The following is an 18,498-nucleotide window of genomic DNA, read 5'->3' on the forward strand; positions in this document are numbered from 1 at the left end:
CGGCTCAGTCGAACATGAACCCGCCGAGGAAGCGGGTCATGCGGCGGAGGTAGTCGGGCTGGCTGACGTGCAGCACGTGGTTGCCGGGGAACCAGTGGAACGCGCAGCGGTCCCAGTGTTCCCACAGCCGCTCGGCCTGCTCGGGCGGTGCGAGCCGGTCACCGAGACCGGTGATGATGAGCCGGCGATCCTTGGGGACCAGCGGCGCGTAGTTCAGCGGCGAGTGGTACGCCGACGCCAGCGTCATGAGTTCCTGGTCGGTGCGCGTCAGCCGGTTGCCGACCTTCACCAGCAGGTTGGCCGGAAACCAGTCGTCGAACGCCGCGTCCGGCGTGACCACCGGGACGTTGGGGATGACGGCCTGGATGCGGTCGTCGACCGCGGCGATCAGCGCGGAGGTGTAGCCGCCCAGCGACATCCCGGTCAGCGCGATGCGGTCGACACCGGTGTACTCGAGATGGTCGAGCACCGAACGGAAGTCGTACACCGCCTGCGCCATCGCCTCGGCGAACCCGGCGAGCCCGTCGGCGAAGTAGCCGTACCCGCTGAACGGCGAGCCGCGCTCGGCGCGCCTGCCGTGGAACGGCAGCGTGTACAGCAGCACGTCGTACCCGGCGCGGTAGAACCACGGCAGCGAGAAGAACAGGCCGTTGAACAGGTAGGCCGACCCCATGAACCCGTGGATGAGGCACAGCGTCGGGTGCGGTCCGTCGTCGTGTCGCCAGTGCTGCGCGTGCACGACGTTGTTGCGCGCATACCCCGCCCTGCGGTCCCGCAGTGCCGGGTTGACCGCCTGGTAGGTGCTGGTGAAGCGCAGGTTCTCCACCCGTCCGTGCGCGAACCACTCCGCCACCGGGTTGGCCGGGCGGGTGGCGACCCGCGGAGGCTCGACCGGCGCGCGGAACGACACCTCGGGATCCCGTGCGCCGGCGAGATCGGCGTAGAACTCGAGCGCGGCCCGTTCGGCGCGGGTGTCGGTGGGCCGCAACGCCGACAGCGCGACCCGCGGCAGCATCGTGGCGCCGATGAGGCTGGCGATCGCCGTACGCAGGCCCAGGTCGGCGACCGCCGAGGAGTCGACGACGAGCCGCTGCTCCCAGGTCAGGTCCGCGCGCCTCGGCAGGCCGCCGCGGGTCGCGTCGGCCCCCGGGACGTCTGGCACGGGCAGGGGAGGGTCGACGACGGCATCGGCATTCGGGTGCGACCTGGCCACGTGCGCGATGGTAGCCGCGTCCGGCGGACACCCGCTCAGCTCAGCCGGTAGACCAGCGAGTCGCCGACGGCCACCGCCGGATGGTGCGCGGCCACCCAGTCGGCGATCTCCCGGGTGTGCGACGCGGAGGCGTCCTTGGCGTGCAGGACCTCGCCGTGCGGCGCCGCCGCGCCGCCGCGGCCCGCCTCCACCCAGTACGTCACCAGGTGCGCGTGCACGGCGGCCACGAACGCGTCGAGGGTCGGGACGGGGTCGCCACTCCAGCCGCCGACGGCCATGACCGACGTCCCGGACGACAATTCCAGCACCGCCGCGGACTGCGCGCCGTTGGTCGCCGCGGACCACGGCGTCGAGGTCGCCGCCAGCAGGCGCGCGAGATCGGCGTTCGTCGCCTCGTCACCGGTCCAGCTGCGCGCGGCCGGCGCACCGGGCGGGGTGACCGCCTCCGGCGCGACGCCCTCGTGGGCGGTGGCGGCCGTGGCGACGCCGAACGCGACCGTGCCGACGAGCGCGGCGACCGCCCCGGCCGCGGTGCCGACCGGCGACCAGCGCGGCACCAGGATGAGCGCCGCGCAGGCCACGCCCGCGGCGGCGAGCAGCCCGACCAGCGGCGCCGGACGAAAACCGGCGTGGCGCAACAGCATCGCCGACCACCCCGCTCCGGCGAGCACCAAGGCGGCGAGCACCGCCCGCCCGGTCCCGCTGTGCTCCCGCCAGGCCCACACCGCCGCCAGCGCGACCGTGGCCGCCACCGGCGGCGCGAGGGTGACGCTGTAGTACGCGTGCTGCGTGCCGCGCATGGCGGTGAGCACCGCCGCGGCGACCACCAGCCAGCCCGACCACCACACCAGCGCCCCGCGCTCGACGCGGGTCAGCCGGCCCCGCAGTGCCAGCCAGCCCGCGCCGGCGCAGCCGAGCACCGCGGCGGGCAGCAGCCAGGAGATCTCCTGGCCCATCTCCCCGGTCAGCAACCGCCACGGCGTGCCGCGCGGGACGGTGCCGCCGACCGCGCTGCCGCGCCCCACCAGCCGGCTGACGCCGTTGTAGCCCCACGCCAGGTCGAGCACCGAGTCGTCGGCCGACCCGCCGACGTAGGGCCGGTCGTGGGCCGGGACGAGCGCCACCACCGCCACCCACCAGCCGGCCGCGCCGACGAGCGCCGCCGCCGCGCCCGCGAGGTGCAGCGCCTTGGCGCGCCAGCCGGTCGGCGCCGCGGCGAGGTAGGCGGCCGCCAGGGCGGGCAGCACCAGGAACGCCTCGGCCATCTTGGTCAGGAACGCGACCCCCACCAGGGCGCCGGCACCGGCCAGCCACCGGCCCGACGCGGTGGCCACGGCACGCGTGACGGCGTATCCGGCGGCGGTCAGCAGCAGGACGAGCAGGGCGTCGGGATCGTCGAAGCGGAACATCACGGCGGCCGCCGGGGTGACGGCGAGGACGAGACCGGCGAGCAGGCCGGCGGCCGTCCCAGCCCGTGGGTCGGGGACCGTCCGGCGCACGGCCGCGTACAGCAGCGCGACGGCGGCCACCCCCATCACGGCCTGCGGGGCGAGCACCGACCAGCTGCTGAGCCCGAACAGGCGCACCGACAGGCCGGTGACCCACAGCGCGGCGGGCGGCTTGTCGACGGTGATGAAGCCCCGGGCGTCCAGCGCCCCGAAGAACCATGCGGCCCAGCTGCGGGCACCGGCCTGGGCGGCCGCCGCGTAGTACGGGTTGCCGTACCCGGACGCGGACAGGCCCACGGTGTACAGCCCCGCCGGCACGATCAGCAGGGCAGCGAGCGCCCACCGCGGTCGCCGATCGATCACGATCGGCCAGCTTCACTGGCGGCGCTGCGGGAACGCCGATGCGGCGCTGTGAATCAGCTGGGGGACAGGGCGAACAGGCGGGCGGCGTTGTCGTGCAGCACGTTGCGCCGCCACGCGTCGTCGACGCCGTCGAGGTCGGTGACCGACCGCAGCGCGTCGGCGTAGCCGTAGGGGATGTTGGGGAAGTCGCTGCCGAACAGCACGCGGTGACCGAGGGCTCGCAGCCGTGGCATCTCCGACCGCGGGAAGGGCATGGTCTCCTCGGTGAACGGAGTGAGGGCCATCGTGGTGTCCAGGTGCACGCCGTCGTGACGTTCGCAGAGGTCGAGGAAGTCGGCGTACTCCGGCATGCCGAGGTGGGCGATGATCAGCCGCAGCGCAGGGTGGCGGGCGAGCAGCGCGCGGATGGGCGCCGGGCCGGTGTGCGCGCCGGGCTGCGGGCCCGAGCCGCAGTGGATCACCACGGGCACGCCGGCGTCGGCGAGCACGCCCCAGGCCTCGTCGAGAAGCGGGTCGGTGGGGTCGTAGCCGCCCACCTGCACGTGCGCCTTGACCACGCGGGTGCCGCGCTCGACGGCGTCGGTGACGTACTGCGTCACACCGGGTTCCGGAAACAGCGTCGCGGTGGCCAGGCAGTCCGGGGTCGCGGCCGCGAAGCCGGCGGCCCACTGGTTGAGCCATGCCGCCATGTCGGGCTTGTGCGGGTAGATCAGCGACGTGAAGGCTCGGACGCCGAAACCGCGCAGCGTCTGCAGGCGCCGCGCCTCGTCGGTGCGGTAGGTGATGGGCCACGTCCGCCCGACCAGCGGACCCGCCGCGTCGAAGTACTGCCAGACCTTGTCCATCACCCGCTTGGGCATGAAGTGCGTGTGCACGTCGATGACGCCCGGCAGATCCAGGTCCGCCCAGATACGGCGCACCGAGGTTGACTCATCCGTCACCGTGCCCACGATGGCAGACGGCAGAATGGCAGTCGCGGGCTCCCTGTCGTGGAGCGCCGCACGCGAGGAGGCGCCGTGACCTGGAACCCGGACGTGTACCTGGACTTCGCCGACCACCGCGGCCGCCCGTTCGTCGACCTGCTGGCGCGGGTCGGCGCGACACGGCCCCGCCGCGTCGTCGACCTCGGCTGCGGACCCGGCAACCTCACCGTGACGCTGGCACAGCGCTGGCCGGAGGCGCACGTCGACGCGCTGGACAGCTCACCGGAGATGGTGGCGGTTGCGCGCGAGCGGGGTCTCGACGCGGCGCTCGCCGACATCGCCGACTGGACACCGCCACCGGACACCGACGTGGTGGTGTCGAACGCGGCGCTGCAGTGGGTGCCGGGTCACGCCGACCTCCTGACGCGGTGGGTGGGCGAACTGCCCGCGGGCGCGTGGCTCGCCATGCAGGTGCCGGGCAACTTCGACGCACCGTCGCACCGCGCCGTGCGCGCGGTCGCGACTCTGCCGAGTTTCGCCGCGGCGCTGGCCGACATGCCGTGGCGCGACGCGGACGTCGTCGCGACACCGGTCCGCTACGCCGACCTGCTGACCGACGCCGGCTGTGCCGTGGACGCCTGGGAAACCACCTACGTGCACCCATTGACCGGCGACACACCAGTTCTCGACTGGATCACCGGTACCGCGCTGACCCAGGTGCGCAGCCGACTGTCCGACGATGCTTGGCAGGCCTACCGCGAGGCCATCATCCCGCTGCTCGCCGAGGCCTACCCGCGCCGGTCCGACGGCACGACGTTCTTCCCGTTCCGCCGGGTGTTCGTCGTGGCCCGGGTGGGCGGCTGAGCGGCGCGCCGAGACCGTTGGGCGCCGCGGTGACTCAGCTCCCGTCGCGGGCCGCGTGCAACGCGTCGAGCACCCGGCGGACGAGGTCGTCGATGTCCGCGCCTGCGGTGTCGACCACCAGGTCCGGGTTCTCCGGCGCCTCGTACGGGGCGTCGACGCCGGTGAGGCCCTTCAGTTCTCCGGCCCGCGCCCGCGCGTAGAGGCCCTTCGGGTCCCGCTTCTCGCACTCGGCGAGCGACGTCGCGACGTGCACCTCGATGAACGGCAGCTTGGCCGCCTCGTTGAGGGCCCGGGCGATCTCGCGGTCGGAGTGCAGCGGCGACACCAGCGACGCGAGCGCCACCACGCCCGCGTCGGCGAGCAGTCGGGTCAGATGTCCGACGCGGCGGATGTTCTCCGCGCGGTCGCCCGCCGAGAAGCCCAGATCGTCGGACAGCCCGTGCCGGATGTTGTCGCCGTCGAGCAGGTACGCCACGTCACCGGACTCGACGAGCGCCCGCTCCACGGCCACGGCGAGCGTCGACTTGCCCGACGCCGGCAGCCCGGTGAACCAGATCGTCGCCCCGCGCTGACCGGTCTGCTGCCAGCGGTAGTCGCGGTCCAGCGACGACGGGTGCCAGCGGATGTCGTTGCGCGTCTGCGCGCCCGGCTTCACCTCGCGTGCCTCGGTGATGGTGCCCGCGCCGACGGTCTCGTTGGAGGTCTCGTCGATCAGGATGAACGCGCCGCTGTCGCGGTTCTCGGCATACGGGTCGGCGACCACCACCGAGCTGGTCCGCAGCGTCACCACGCCGATGTCGTTGAGCGACAACGCCACCGGGTTGTCCAGGTCGTCGAGCGTCTCGGGGTCGAGCCGGCTGTGCAGCTCCTGGACGGTGGCGCGCACGGTGCGGGTGCCCTGCTTGAGCGCCAACCGGTCACCCGCACGCAGCGGGGTGTCGGTGAACCAGCAGACCGTGGAGTACAGCTCGCGCGCCGCGACCGGCAGCACCGCATCCTCGGCGCCGCTGACGAAGACGTCGCCGCGTCCCACGTCGATGTCGTCGGCCAGCTCGATCGACACCGACAGCGGCGCAACGCCGGTGTCGCGGTCGTCGTCGAGCGTGTCCAGTGCCGTCACCGTCGACGAGGTGCCGGCCGGCAGCGACACCACCGGGTCGCCCACCCGCAGCGTGCCCGCGGAGATGCGGCCGGTGTAGCGGCGTCGCTGCTCGGACGTCGGCCGCGACACCCACTGCACGGGCAGCCGCAGCTTCGCCGGTTCCGGCTGCGGCGCCGACAGTTGCACGCCTTCGAGGTACTCGAGCAGCGTCGGACCCTCGTACCAGGGCGTGTGGTCCGACCGATGAACGACGTTGTCGCCCAGCTTGGCCGCGATCGGGATGACGGCGAGGTCCAGCGGCGAGCCCGACGAGCCGAGCCGGTCGGCCATCTGCCGCAGCTCGGCCTGCACCTCGTCGAACCGGCTCTGGTCGAAGTCCACCAGGTCGATCTTGTTCACCGCGGCGACGTAGTGCTGCAGCCCCAGCAGTTTCGCGATCCGCGCATGCCGGCGCGTCTGCCGCAGCACGCCGGCGCGGGCGTCGACCAGCAGGATCGCTACGTGCGCGTTCGACGCGCCGGTGAACATGTTGCGCGTGTAGCGCTCGTGCCCGGGCGTATCGGCCAGGATGTAGCTGCGACGCTCGGTGGAGAAGAAGCGGTACGCGACGTCGATCGTGATGCCCTGCTCGCGTTCGGCGCGCAGCCCGTCCGACAGCGCCGCCAGGTCGGCCACGCCCTCGGCGTCGGTGACGGCCTCCAGGTGGTCCAAGGGCAGGCTGTCGGTGTCGTGCATCAGCCGCCCGATCAGCGTGCTCTTGCCGTCGTCCACCGAGCCGGCCGTCGTGATCCGCAGTAGCTGCCGAGTCATCGCAGTATCTCCCGTCGCTCCGCTCGCCCCAGGCGCATCCCCCGTCGCTCCGCTCGCCCCATCAGAAGTAGCCCTCTCGCTTGCGGTCCTCCATCGCCGCGACCGACGTCCGGTCGTCCGCGCGGGTCTCGCCGCGCTCGGACACCGTCGCCGCGGAGATCTCGGCGATCACCCCGGCGATGTCGGTGGCATGCGAGCGCACCGCACCGGTGATGGTGAGGTCGCCGACGGTGCGGTACCGCACCCACTCGGTGGCGGCCCGCTCGTCACCGCGGGGCTGGACGTACTCCGAGACCGCCAGCAGGATGCCGTCGCGTTCCACCACCTCGCGCTCGTGTGCGAAGTAGATCGACGGCAGCTCCAGGTTCTCCAGCTCGATGTAGCGCCAGACGTCCAACTCGGTCCAGTTCGACAGCGGGAACACCCGCACCTGCTCGCCCTGGCGGATCCGGCCGTTGTACAGCGACCACGGCTCCGGTCGCTGCGCGCGGGGATCCCACTGGCCGAACTCGTCGCGGAAGCTGAGGATGCGCTCCTTGGCGCGGGCCCGCTCCTCGTCGCGCCGGGCACCGCCGAACGCGGCGTCGAACCCGCCCGCCTCCAGCGCGTCGAGCAGCGTGCGCGTCTGCTGCCGGTTGCGTGAGGCGCCCGGACCGGGGTCGGCGACGCGGCCACTGTCGATGGTCTCCTGCACCGAGCCGACGATCAGCTCGTGCCCGTGCTCGCCCAGGCGGCGGTCGCGGAACTCGATGACCTCGTCGAAGTTGTGGCCGGTGTCCACGTGCAGCACCGGGAACGGTAGCGGTGACGGCCGAAAGGCCTTCTCCGCCAACCGCAGCAGCACGATCGAGTCCTTGCCCGCCGAGAACAGCAGGACCGGACGCGTCAGCTCGGCGACCACCTCGCGGATGATGTGCACCGCCTCGGCCTCGAGCACCCGCAGCTCGTCGACGTGGGTGGTGTCCACGGTCGTGCTCGTCATGTCGGCAATCCCTCCCGCTCGGCATCCGCCTTGTACCGCTCGACCCATTCGTCGGAGCGGTGATCCGCCTGGCGCTCCAGCACCGGTGCCGGTGCCAGGCGCCGGTCCAGGCCGAGCGCGTCGAGTACGTCGCCGACGACCTCGGTGAGGTTGCGCCACAGCACCGGGTAGGGCACGTCCATCGGCTCGACGCCCTCCTCGGCGAACCAGGTGCGCCAGCCCTCTTCCTGCGCCCGCAGCATCGTCACGACGTGGGCGATGGCGCCGGCGTGGTACTCGGCCCGGGCGTCGCGCACCGGGTCGGGGCGGCCGCGCCACACCCGGGTCTGCACGGCCCGCCAGAACGACACCGCCTGGGAGATGACGTCGGGCCGGTAGACGTGGATGAGCACGGGGTCGCTGCCGACGACGTCGCGGATGGCGGCGAGCAGGCCGTCGCCGGAGCGGTCCGGCAGCCCCGCCGCGCGGTCGAGGAGCAGCGGCGTCTGGTTCCACATCAGCTTGCCGCCCCACACCCCGTTCGGCGTGCGGCCGACGGTGCGGATGTAGTCCCGCCAGATCTCGGCGGGCGCGATGTCGGGCTTGCCCTCGTCGAGCGGGTCGAGCAGTCGCAGGATCGACTCGTCCTCGACGCCGGCGAACCACTCCCTCGGCTGCGGCGACTGGCTGGTCGACGGCAGGTACTGGAAGAACTCCTGGGGCTCGCCGGCGACGCCGGTGGCGCGCAGCGACTCGACCAGCAGGGTGCTTCCGCTGCGCTGCGACGCGAGCACCAGGTACGCCGTGGGGGCTGCCATGCGCGAGAGCTTAACCGGTGGGCAAATGCGCTGCTAGACGGGCATTTCGCTCAGCACGAGCGGAACTATTGGTCGCGTTCTTCGTGCACGCCGCGACCCGACGCCAGCGCCGAGCGGCTCGGCAGGGGCTGGTTCTTGATGCTGAGGTAGGTGTGCGTGTAGCGCTCGGAGATGCGGGTCCCCGCGAAGTCCGACGGGATGACGTCGTTGGTCTTGCTGCGCCAGTCGTCGAGCAGGATCGCGAGCTCGGCCGCGACGGCCTCGTGTTCGGGTGCCGGTTCGCCGCTGAGCAGGTTGGTGCTCTCCGTGGGATCGGCGACGAGGTCGTACAGCTCGCGGGTCGGCCGCGGCGTCCGCGTCAGCGGGGCGACCACCTGGCCGGGCGCGCTGTCGGCGATGTCCCACGGCAGGTCCAGCAGCGGTCGCGGCGCGTAGTTCTCGATGTAGCTGTACTCCTTGGTCCGGATCGCGCGGATCGGGTCGAAGGAGTCGTGGTAGGTCTTCGTCGTGTAGACCTCCCTGCGCACGGCGGCGTCGGCCGGCGCGCCCGCGGTGAGCTGCGCGGCTTGCGAGATGCCCTGCACCTCGTCGGGCACGTCGACGCCCAGCAGGTCGAGCAGCGTGGGCACCAGGTCGACGCCGCTGAACAGCTCGTCGTAGACCCGCGGCGCGGCACCGCGGCGCGTCGGCGGCCGCACGATGAACGCGATGCCGGTGCCCGCGTCGTACAGCGTCGACTTCGCCCGCGGCATCGCCGGGCCGTGGTCGGTCATGAACACCACCCAGGTGCTGGCGTCGAGTCCGGTCGCGGCGAGGGTGTCGAGCAGCTCGCCCACGGCGGCGTCGGCGACGGCGATGGAGCCGTGGAAGTCGGCGAGGTCCTGCCGCACGTCCGGGGTGTCGGGCAGGTAGTCCGGCACGGTGAGGGCGTCCGCGTCGGCCGGCGCGTACCGGTTGTGCGGATAGGGGCGGTGGGTCTCGAAGAAGCCGGCGGTCAGCAGGAACGGCGTCGCGGGCGGATCGGCCAGCCACGCCGTCGCCCGGGCCACCACGTACTCGCAGTAGGAGTTGGACACGTCGAACTCGTCGAAGCCGAGCTTGGCCGGGTAGGACGTCTCGTGCTGCATGCCGAACAGCGCCGTGTGCCAACCCGATTCGCTCAGCAGGTGCGGCAGCGTCCGGACGTCCGCCCGGTACTCCCAGCCGTGGTGGGCCAGTCCGAGCAGGCCGTTGCTCTGTGGGTAGCGCCCGGTGAACAGCGATCCCCGCGACGGCGAACACAGCGGCGCGGTCGAGTGGGCGCGGGTGAACAGGATGCCCTCGGCGGCGAGCTGGTCCAGCCGGGGACTGGAGACGTCGGCGTGGCCGTAGGCCCCCAGCGTGCGGCCCAGGTCGTGCCAGTGCACCAGCAGCACGTTGTCTCGGTCGTGCGCGGTGTCTCGTTCGTGCGCGGTGTCTCGGTCATGCGTGGTCACTCGTCGACCTCCATCGGTTGCCCAGCGAACGCGTCGGGTGCCGGTCGGGCAACCCTTTGGCTCGTCGACGTCAGTAAACCGCCGGCGCCGGTCCCCGGCGGGGGCGGGTCGGCGATCATGGGGCGGTGAACGTCGACTGCCCCTGCGGCAGCGGCACCGCCTACGCGGCGTGCTGCGAACCCCTGCACGACGGGGCGCGGCACGCCGCGACGGCCGAGGAGCTGATGCGGTCGCGCTACGCCGCGTACGCGAAGGGGCTCACCGACTACGTCTTTCGTACCTGGCATCCGCGCACCCGACCGGCCGACCTCACCCTGGACGCCGACACGCGGTGGACGGGGCTTCGGGTCGTCGACGTGACCGCAGGCGGTCCGGACGACGAGCGCGGCGAGGTCGCGTTCGCCGCCGACTACGCGACCGGACGCGGCCGGGGCGTGCTGCGCGAGCGCAGCCGGTTCACCCGGCGGGCCGGCCGCTGGTACTACCTCGACGGGGAACACCCCTGACCCGTCAGCCGCGCGGCACCCCGCACGCGGAGTAGACGAACTTCGGCGGCACGTCGTAGGACAGGGTGCGTCGGGGGAGCCGTGCCAGCAGGTCCTCGGACAGGTGCGACTTGAAGTGCAGCGACATCGAGCCGGTGAACGCCGGATTCACCGCCGACAGTTCGGGCACCTCCAGCGTCAGCCCGGACGCGTCGAGCGTCGCGGTGACCATCGAGCCGCTCGGCTCGGACCACTCGTGGTCGATGGCCCGGCCGACCTTCTTGGGGACGGTCGACAGCGTGGCGAGCACGCGGCGTTCGGTGAGGACCAGCGCGCCGACGTAGCTGCGGAGGTTCCCCTTGGCGGTCTTGCCCGGCACGTTGCCCGAGAACCGGAACGTCACCGGCACCGACTCGGCGAGATGCAGGAGACCCTCGGCCTCGACCCTCGCCCGCAGGTCGTCGGGCAGCTTGCCGATGCCCAGTAACTTGCGCAGGACGACCGCCATACCCGCACAGTAACCCCTGCGCCGACGAGTCGGTACCGCTGGCACGACGACACCCGGCGCGGCGAGCGTCGCTCACCGGCACCGGGCGCCGTCCGGTCAGGACTGAGCGGGCAGGACGTGTTCGCCGGTCTTGTCCGTGGACAGGCACAGCGAGCAGATGAAGCCGTCGTGCGAGGCCGCCTTCATCATGTCCGGACGCTCGTAATCGTGGTGACAGACATGGCATTTGAGGTGATCGTCGGCCGGGTTGCCGTACTGGTCGAACATCGGCAGGTCGATGCCGTCGTCGGTGCGGCGCAGGTAGTACCGGCCCTTGGTGGCCACCGCGATGATGGGCGGCAGGACCAGCGCCAGCCCGATCGCCACCAGCGGCGAGTACGGCCGGACGGCCTCGCCGAGGCCGCCGAAGAACGCCAGCACCGACACGCCCGCGGCGATCAACATGGAGCCGAAGCCGACCGGGTTGAACGCGTACAACATGCCGCGGCGGAACTCCGGAACCTTGGGCGACAGCTTGAGCAGGTACTTGTTGAACACGATGTCGGAGGCGACGACGACGACCCACGCCATGCCGCAGTTCGCGTAGAACCCGAGGATGGTGTTGAGGAAGTCGAACATGTTGGCTTCCATCAGGATCAGCGCGATCAGCAGGTTGACGCCGAGGAACACCAGGCGACCGGGGTAGGTCTTGGTGACGCGGGTGAACGAGTTGGTCCACGCGAGCGAACCCGAGTAGGCGTTGGTGACGTTGATCTTGATCTGGCTGATCACGACCAGCACCACGGCGAGCGTCATGGCCAGCCAGCCGGGCAGGAAGTTCTCGTAGATCTCCAGGAACTGGTGCACCGGCTGGTTCGCGATGCCGGCGCTGTCGGCCACGTTGGCGATGAGGTACACCGCGAGGAAGAGCCCGACGATCTGCTTGATGGCGCCGAAGATCACCCAGCCGGGGCCGGCGAGGAACACCCACGTCCACCAGCTGCGCTTGTTCTCCGGCGTCTTGGGCGGCATGAAGCGCAGGTAGTCGTTCTGCTCGGCGATCTGCGCGATCAGCGACAGGCAGACCCCGGCGGCCAGCAGCGTGGAGCCCAGATCGAATCCCGTGCCGCCGTTCTCGCCCTGGTAGGCGAAGAACTGGCCGACCGATTCGGGATGGCTGACCACCAGGTAGACGAACGGCGCCACCATGAGCACCAGCCACAGCGGCGTGGTCCACACCTGCAGCGTGGAGAGCACCTTCATGCCGTAGATCACCAGCGGGAAGATCACTAGTGTGGACGCCGCGTAGCCGAGCCACAGCGGGATGCCGAGGCCCAACTCCAGTCCCTGGGCCATGATCGAGCCTTCGAGGGCGAAGAAGATGAACGTGAACGTCGCGAAGATGACGTTGGTGACCACCGAGCCGTAGTAGCCGAACCCGCTGCCGCGGGTGACGAGGTCGAGGTCGATGTTGTAGCGCGCCGAGTAGTAGGCCACCGGGAACCCGGTGGCCATCACCACGACCGCGAAGATGAGGATGCCCCACAGCGCATTGGTGGTGCCGTAGGAGATGCCGATGTTGGCGCCGATCGCGAAGTCGGCGAGGTAGGCGATGCCGCCGAGCGCCGAGATGCCGACCACGCGGGTCGACCACTTGCGGTAGCTGCGCGGGGCGAAGCGCAGCGTGTAGTCCTCCAAGGTCTCCTTGGTGGCCGTCATGGTGTCGAGGTCGGCCTCGTCGACTCCCGAGTCCATCCCCGATTCCCTACTGACCTCTTGCGTCATGGTTGCTGTCCCTCCGTCATGGACGCAAAGTAGGGGCGAGGTGTTTCGGTGGTGTGACGATCGTGTTCCCACCGCGCGACTGCTTTTCGCGGGCCGTGGTACCTCTGGACGGATGACCTCTCCGAGGGGCCCCGTCGTGGCCGTGACCGCGGTGGCCGCCGTGGTGTACGCGATCCTGTGGACCGGGTGGACGGCCCGGTGGGGTTGGCTGGACGCCGTCGACACCGGGACGCTGTCGGCCGCCTACCGCGCCGGTGCGGGCAGCGACGCGTGGGTGGGGACGTGGAACGCGATCTGCACGCTGTTCTCCCCGTTCGTGTTCCGGGTGGTGGGGCTCGTCGTCATCGTGCACGCGCTCGTCCGGCGCCGCTTCCGCATCGCGGGCTTCCTCTTCGGCACCGTCGAGCTGTCCGGTCCGCTGACCGAGGCGGCGAAGTGGCTGGCACACCGACCGCGGCCGGATACGGCGATGGTGGAGGCCGCGTCCTCGTCGTTCCCGTCCGGCCACGCGCTGGGCGGGCTGGCGTGCGTGCTGGCGCTGTCGTTGGTGGCGTGGCCCCGGCTGTCCGAGGCCGTGCGGCCGTGGTGGGCCGTCGCCGCCGTGCTGGTGGTGGTGGCGGTCGGCGTGGGTCGGGTGGCGCTGAACGTGCACCACGCCTCGGACGTCGTCGCCGGGTGGGCGCTGGCCACGGTGTGGTGTGCGCTCTGGCTGCCGCTGCTGCCGCGGGTCAGGGCAGCGGACGAAACACCGGCAGCGCCCGGTACCGCACGGTGAACGTCGCCTCCTCCAGCGTCATCTCCACCTCGCCGTCGTGGGCCACCGGGGTCGGACCGTCGAGGCTCCGCAACGAGAACTCCGGTACGCGCATCTCGTGATAGAGCGGGCTGCGCGTCAACCGGCCCGACAACAGTGCGGTGAAGATGCGCAGCCGTGCGAGTCTGCGGCCGGTCTCCAGGATGCGGACGTCGATCAGCCCGTCATCCAGCCGGCTGCGCCGCGACGGCGCGAACCCCGACGGCAGGTACACCGAGTTCCCGAGGAAGAACAGCGACGTCTGGATCTCGGTGTTGTCGAAGGCGATGCGCACCGGCGCATCGCGGCGCAGCGTGTGGAAGAGCGCGTAGGCGCCGGCCAACGGCTTGCCGATCTTGTGCTCGAGCCGCTCTCGGGTGCGGACGAACGCGGGGTAGGAGCCGATGCTGGCGGTGTTGATCACCGTGCCGGTCTCGTTGAGCCGCACGACGTCGACGCCCACAACGGTGCCCTTCCGGATCGCGGCGACGGTGTGGTCGACGGTCTCGCAGCCGATGTCCTTGGCGAAGTGGTTGAACGTGCCACCGGGGAAGACCGCCAGCGGCACGCCGGCCTCCAACGCGATGCCCGCCGCGCAGGACACGGTGCCGTCGCCGCCACCCACGGCGAGCACCTCGGCGCGCTCGGCGGCCTCGCGCATCACCGCCTCGACGTCGTCGTCACCGCCGAGTTCGACGATCTCGACCCGGGGCAGCGCGTCGCGCACCTCGTCGATGACCCGTGCGCCGGTCCCGCTGCCCGATGCCGGGTTGATGACCAGGACGACGCCCTCGCCCTCGGGCCGCGGCGGTGTGTCGATGCGGAGCGGACCCGACGTGGCGGGCAGGCGCACTTCCACCACGGGCGGAACCACCTTGCCACCCAGCACGGCGATCGCGGCGCCGAGCCCGAAGCCCGCCAGCACGTCACCGGGATAGTGCGCACCGGTCGCCACGCGCGACATGCCGACGAGGCCCGCGAGCAGCGCCAGCCCCAGGCCGGTGGCGGGGCTCTCCAGACCCACCCCGACCGCGAACGCCGCCGCACTGGCCGAGTGCCCCGACGGCAACGAGTTCGAGGTCGGCATCCGGCGTGACCGCCGCACCAGCGGCACCGTCGCGAAGTTGGGCCGGGCGCGCTTCCAGATCCGCTTGGCGCCCTGGTTGGTGACGAGGCTGGTGACGGCCAGGGTGGCGACGCCGCGCGCCGCGCCGCGCCGGACGGACGCCCCGCCGGTCGCGCCGAGCACCGCGGCCAACGCGAACCACAGCTTGGAGTGGTCGGCGGCGGACGTCAGCCGCGGCATCACCGCGTCCAGCAGCGGGCTCGGTGACTCGGCGATCGCCTCGAAGATCTCGCGGTCGAGCGTGCCCAGCCCCTGACCGATCTGTCGGATGCCGCGTCCCCGCCGTTTCGGAAATGCCATCCCCCCAACGTAGCCGTCACGCCCGGTGATGCCGGATCGTGTCCTTCCCGTCATTGACCCACCCGATGCGCGGTGCCGACGATGGAGGGCGTGCGCCGCCTGCTGACCTCGTGGTGCGTGGCGGTCCTGGCGCTGGCGTGCGCCCCCGCCGCGCGCGCCGAGCTGATCCCGTGGTTCGCGAGCCAGGTGGGCAACGCGACGCAGGTGATCTCCGTCGTGGGCACCGGCGGGACGGACGCCAAGGTGGACGTCTACGAGCGGTCAGCGGCCGGATGGCGCGCGGCGGCCGCGGGCATCCCGGCGAAGATTGGCGCGAAGGGCATGTCCGCCAACCACTTCGACGGTTCGATGATGACCCCGATGGGGGTCTACACCCTCGACTTCGCGTTCGGCACGCAGCCGAACCCGGGTGGCGCACTGCAGTACGTCCAGGTGACGCCGGACCACTGGTGGGACGGCGACATGAAGAGCCCGACGTACAACACCATGCAGGTCTGCAAGAAGGCCGCCTGCCCGTTCAGCACCTCGCCGAGCGACGGCACCGAGAACCTCGACATCCCGCAGTACGCACACGCCGTGGTGATGGGCGTCAACAAGCAGCGGATCCCCGGCAAGGGCGGCGCGTTCTTCCTGCACACCACCGACGGCGGGCCGACAGCCGGCTGCGTGGCCGTCGCCGACGAGACCATGGTGGAGCTGATCCGCTGGCTGCGGCCCGGAGCGCTGATCGCGCTGTCGACGTGAACTACACGTTCAGTGCGCTGCCCGGCTCCAGCTTGAAGTTCGTCAGCGCCGACGTCGACATCGTCACCTCGTAGGTGCGCTGATAGCCGGTCTGGCTGATCCGCCATCCGTCCGGGGTGCGGCGGTAGCGGTCGGAGTAGAACGCCGCGCCGTAGAGCATGAAGTCGAAGTCGGGCACGATGACGCGGTCCTGCAGGTACCAGATGGCGGTCGCCTCGTCGCCGTGGATCGTGATCTCCGGATGCGTGACCCGGTGCTCGGTGAAGACGTTGGCCGGCATCGACGTGCGCATGAACTCGACCAGCGACGAACGGTCGGTGAAGTGGTGTTCCTGGCCGAGCGAGCTGCCGTAGTCGCCGACGATGTCCTCGGTGAGGGTGTCCGCGAAGTCGTCCCAGTGCTTGGTGTCCAAGGCGCGTAGGTAGCGGTACTTCACGCGCGCGATGTCATCGATGTCGCCCATGTGCGTCATGGAAGCACATCGGCGTTCGCCCGCACCGGGTTTCGGGGTGTTCGGCGCTCGGGCAGGCCGCCGGATCCGGTATTGACGCATCCGACGGCTGCGGGTCGGCGGGATCAAAAGCGAGATGTGAGAACGCTGTTCGCCCGCTATGTGGCGGAGTGTCCACCCCCGGGCGCGTACCGCCGACGCTATGGTGGGTCCGTTATGAGCGACCCCCTGGGGTTGTCGATCGGGACCACCGCGATGGTCAGCGCTCGCGTCGGCAACCCACCCGTCACCCGCCCCGCCGCGGTCTCCGCGTCCGGCCAGGTCCTGCGCGGCTTCGTCGAACGCGTCGGCGACCCGGTGCCGCTGGTGGCCGCCGACGGGTCGCGGCACCTAGCCGACGACCTCGTCGTCGCGGCGCTCGACGACCTCGCCGGCGCCGGGGGTGCCGAGCGGATCGCGATCGCCGTACCCGCGCACTGGAACGGCGCGACCCTGCGCTCCCTGCGCGCGGCCATGCGCGCCCGGCCCGGGCTGGCGCCGCACGGCGTCCCGGCCCGCCTGGTGTCCGACGCGGTGGCGGCGCTGACGACCATGCACGCCGGCGTCGGACTGCCCACCCACGGGGTCGTGGTACTCGCGGACGTCGGCGGCGGCGGCACCAGCCTCACGCTGGCCGACGCCACGTCCTCCTTCGAACCCCTCGAGACCACCCGGATCACCGACTTCGCCGGCGACCGCATCGACCAGGCGCTGCTCGCGCACGTCCTCGCCGGCCTCGACGCCGACTCCGATCCCGCGGGCACCGCCGCCGTGGGGTCCCTCGCCCGGCTGCGCGACGCGTGCCGGACCGCGAAGGAGACGCTGAGCACCGCGGACACCGCGAGTGTGACCGTCGACCTCCCAGGTCACCGCTCGACCGTGTCGGTGACCCGCGCCGAACTCGACGCCCTGCTCGACGCGCCGCTGGCCGCGGTGCTGACCGGGCTCGACGACCTGCTCGAGCGCAACCGCGTCGACCGGGCAGACGTGACCGCGATGGCCGTCGTCGGCGGCGGTGCCCCCATCCCGCTGATCGCACGGCGCCTCGCGGCCCACGGCGCCGGGACGGTGCACGTGACGTCACAGCCCGGGCTCGACGCCGCGCTCGGAGCTGCCGTCTACGCCGCCCGAGCCGTCGACGCCGACGCGCCGACGGGTGTCGCGCAGGCCGCGGTGCTCACCGAGGTGATCAGCGAAGCCGCGCCGGGGTCGGCGACGTTCCGCGCGCTGGCCTGGTCGCAGGACGACGACGCGCTCGACGACCCGGTGCCCTTCACCGACGAGTACCGCTACGACACCGGCACCACCCGGGCCGTCGCCCAGTACGTGCCCGGCGACGACCGCGAGGTGCCACCACGGGTCTGGCAACGGCTGCCACAGCTGGTGTTCGGGGTGGCGGCCGTGCTGGCCCTCGTCGCGGTCGGTGGCGTCGCCATCGCGCTGACCAGCGCCACCGAGGACTCCCGGCCCACGCCCAGCACCGCACCGGTGGTCGTCACCTCGCCGCCGGCGCCACCGCCGGCGACCGAACCCCCGGCGGCGCCGCCGCCGTCCGAGCTGCCGCCGCCTGCCGCGGCCACCGAGGCGCCCCCGAGCGTCGTCACCAGCGCCGCGCCGCCACCTCCGCAGACCGTGACCGTGGAGCGCCCACCCGCGACCACGACGATCACGACGGTCGAGCCCACGACCACGACCACCACGACCACGACCGCGACGACCACGACCACCGCGCCCACGACGACCGAGACCACGACCACCGAGACCACCACGTCACCGTCCCCGACGATGACGACGAGCTACATCACGGTCCCCTTCGTCCCCGTGCCCATCCCGATCCAGGTGCCCTCGACCTCGGCGCCGCCGGTCTACCAACAGCCGCCGGTGTACCAGCAGCCCCCGGTGTACCAGCAACCGCCGTATTACCGGCAGCCGCCGCAGTACCCGTACTGAGCGCGTTCGCGTCGGCGTCGAGCAACGTCACAGCGCCGCCACAGCATCTGAGCCGGGAATGCCCGCACCATCGTGGGCATGAACGAAGAACGCGAACGGTCCGACCGCACCGTGGTGCGGTTGCTCGCCGTCTCGGGCGCCTGCGCACTGAGCGCTCTGGGCCTGTTGGGAATGCACTACGCCGCAGCCGGTTCCGGGACGTCCGCAGTGCTGGCGGGCTCCGGGGACGCCCCGACCAACACGGTGTACGTCCAACCCGTGGTCGGTGGGGCGACGATGGGAGCCACCGCCACCTGGACCACCCCGGCGGCGACGCCGCAGGTGGCGAAGGCCACCCCGCCGATCAAGGCGGGAGGCTGAC

17 protein-coding genes are annotated in these 18,498 nt (G+C 71.8%); 6 read left to right on the forward strand and 11 right to left on the reverse strand.

Going from position 1 to position 18,498, the window contains the following annotated elements; all coding sequences use genetic code 11:
- Positions 1 to 4: 4 nt before the first annotated feature.
- Genes FZ046_RS08500 through FZ046_RS08510 form a run of 3 tightly spaced genes read right to left on the reverse strand, consistent with a single transcriptional unit; the run spans position 5 to position 3,965 of the window.
- Positions 5 to 1,213 (reverse strand): alpha/beta hydrolase family protein, encoded by a 1,209-nt coding sequence (locus tag FZ046_RS08500; protein ID WP_070356355.1) that lies wholly within the window; start codon positions 1,211 to 1,213, stop codon positions 5 to 7.
- Positions 1,214 to 1,248: 35 nt separating this feature from the next.
- Positions 1,249 to 3,024 (reverse strand): glycosyltransferase family 39 protein, encoded by a 1,776-nt coding sequence (locus FZ046_RS08505; RefSeq protein ID WP_246182942.1) that lies wholly within the window; start codon positions 3,022 to 3,024, stop codon positions 1,249 to 1,251.
- A 53-nt stretch (positions 3,025 to 3,077) separates the two neighbouring features.
- Positions 3,078 to 3,965, reverse strand: coding sequence for an amidohydrolase family protein (locus FZ046_RS08510; RefSeq protein ID WP_070354903.1), 888 nt, complete (start codon positions 3,963 to 3,965; stop codon positions 3,078 to 3,080).
- Positions 3,966 to 4,040: 75 nt separating this feature from the next.
- Here FZ046_RS08510 and FZ046_RS08515 point away from each other — a divergent pair, with 75 nt between their 5' ends.
- Positions 4,041 to 4,811 (forward strand): trans-aconitate 2-methyltransferase, encoded by a 771-nt coding sequence (locus FZ046_RS08515; RefSeq protein WP_070354872.1) that lies wholly within the window; start codon positions 4,041 to 4,043, stop codon positions 4,809 to 4,811.
- A 34-nt stretch (positions 4,812 to 4,845) separates the two neighbouring features.
- Here the strand turns inward: FZ046_RS08515 and cysC are convergent, their stop codons facing one another.
- The 4 genes from cysC to FZ046_RS08535 form a co-directional block, all read right to left on the reverse strand.
- A complete protein-coding gene (gene cysC, locus FZ046_RS08520) occupies positions 4,846 to 6,723 on the reverse strand; it encodes a sulfate adenylyltransferase subunit CysN (protein WP_070354873.1) in 1,878 nt (625 codons plus the stop codon).
- A gap of 61 nt (positions 6,724 to 6,784) precedes the next feature.
- Positions 6,785 to 7,705 (reverse strand): sulfate adenylyltransferase subunit CysD, encoded by a 921-nt coding sequence (gene cysD / locus FZ046_RS08525; protein WP_070354874.1) that lies wholly within the window; start codon positions 7,703 to 7,705, stop codon positions 6,785 to 6,787.
- Complete coding sequence (stf0, locus tag FZ046_RS08530; RefSeq protein WP_070354875.1) at positions 7,702 to 8,502, reverse strand: trehalose 2-sulfotransferase; 801 nt, start codon at positions 8,500 to 8,502, stop codon at positions 7,702 to 7,704. Before stf0 ends, cysD begins: the two co-directional genes overlap by 4 nt.
- A 65-nt stretch (positions 8,503 to 8,567) precedes the next feature.
- Positions 8,568 to 9,977, reverse strand: coding sequence for a sulfatase family protein (locus FZ046_RS08535; RefSeq protein WP_070354876.1), 1,410 nt, complete (start codon positions 9,975 to 9,977; stop codon positions 8,568 to 8,570).
- Positions 9,978 to 10,102: 125 nt separating this feature from the next.
- Between FZ046_RS08535 and FZ046_RS08540 the strand changes: the two genes are divergently transcribed.
- Positions 10,103 to 10,483 carry a YchJ family protein gene (locus FZ046_RS08540; RefSeq protein WP_070354877.1) on the forward strand — a complete coding sequence of 127 codons (381 nt, stop codon included), beginning with the start codon at positions 10,103 to 10,105 and terminating at the stop codon, positions 10,481 to 10,483.
- A gap of 4 nt (positions 10,484 to 10,487) precedes the next feature.
- Here the strand turns inward: FZ046_RS08540 and FZ046_RS08545 are convergent, their stop codons facing one another.
- Together FZ046_RS08545 and FZ046_RS08550 are read right to left on the reverse strand one after the other, a co-directional pair.
- Positions 10,488 to 10,970, reverse strand: a complete 483-nt coding sequence (locus FZ046_RS08545; RefSeq protein WP_070354878.1) for a hypothetical protein — start codon at positions 10,968 to 10,970, stop codon at positions 10,488 to 10,490.
- 96 nt (positions 10,971 to 11,066) lie between these two features.
- Complete coding sequence (locus FZ046_RS08550) at positions 11,067 to 12,704, reverse strand: purine-cytosine permease family protein (protein ID WP_083298432.1); 1,638 nt, start codon at positions 12,702 to 12,704, stop codon at positions 11,067 to 11,069.
- Positions 12,705 to 12,846: 142 nt separating this feature from the next.
- On the opposite strand from FZ046_RS08550, the gene FZ046_RS08555 reads away from it, so the two are divergent.
- Positions 12,847 to 13,509: a phosphatase PAP2 family protein gene (locus tag FZ046_RS08555; protein ID WP_070354880.1), complete on the forward strand. Its 663-nt coding sequence runs from the start codon at positions 12,847 to 12,849 to the stop codon at positions 13,507 to 13,509.
- Here FZ046_RS08555 and FZ046_RS08560 read toward each other — a convergent pair.
- Positions 13,463 to 14,953 (reverse strand): bifunctional phosphatase PAP2/diacylglycerol kinase family protein, encoded by a 1,491-nt coding sequence (locus tag FZ046_RS08560; protein ID WP_070354881.1) that lies wholly within the window; start codon positions 14,951 to 14,953, stop codon positions 13,463 to 13,465. The two genes, FZ046_RS08555 and FZ046_RS08560, sit on opposite strands and share 47 nt — an antisense overlap.
- A gap of 90 nt (positions 14,954 to 15,043) precedes the next feature.
- Between FZ046_RS08560 and FZ046_RS08565 the strand changes: the two genes are divergently transcribed.
- Positions 15,044 to 15,697, forward strand: coding sequence for a L,D-transpeptidase family protein (locus FZ046_RS08565; RefSeq protein WP_070354904.1), 654 nt, complete (start codon positions 15,044 to 15,046; stop codon positions 15,695 to 15,697).
- A gap of 1 nt (position 15,698) precedes the next feature.
- On the opposite strand, the gene FZ046_RS08570 is transcribed toward FZ046_RS08565, so the two are convergent.
- Complete coding sequence (locus FZ046_RS08570) at positions 15,699 to 16,160, reverse strand: nuclear transport factor 2 family protein (protein WP_176749617.1); 462 nt, start codon at positions 16,158 to 16,160, stop codon at positions 15,699 to 15,701.
- A gap of 204 nt (positions 16,161 to 16,364) precedes the next feature.
- Here FZ046_RS08570 and FZ046_RS08575 point away from each other — a divergent pair, with 204 nt between their 5' ends.
- Both FZ046_RS08575 and FZ046_RS08580 read left to right on the forward strand, forming a co-directional pair.
- On the forward strand, positions 16,365 to 18,137 hold the full coding sequence (locus FZ046_RS08575) for an Hsp70 family protein (RefSeq protein WP_070354883.1): 1,773 nt from the start codon (positions 16,365 to 16,367) through the stop codon (positions 18,135 to 18,137).
- A 78-nt stretch (positions 18,138 to 18,215) separates the two neighbouring features.
- On the forward strand, positions 18,216 to 18,497 hold the full coding sequence (locus FZ046_RS08580; RefSeq protein ID WP_070354884.1) for a hypothetical protein: 282 nt from the start codon (positions 18,216 to 18,218) through the stop codon (positions 18,495 to 18,497).
- Position 18,498: the final 1 nt, after the last annotated feature.

The organism is Mycolicibacterium grossiae, assembly GCF_008329645.1.
Lineage (GTDB): Bacteria > Actinomycetota > Actinomycetes > Mycobacteriales > Mycobacteriaceae > Mycobacterium > Mycobacterium grossiae.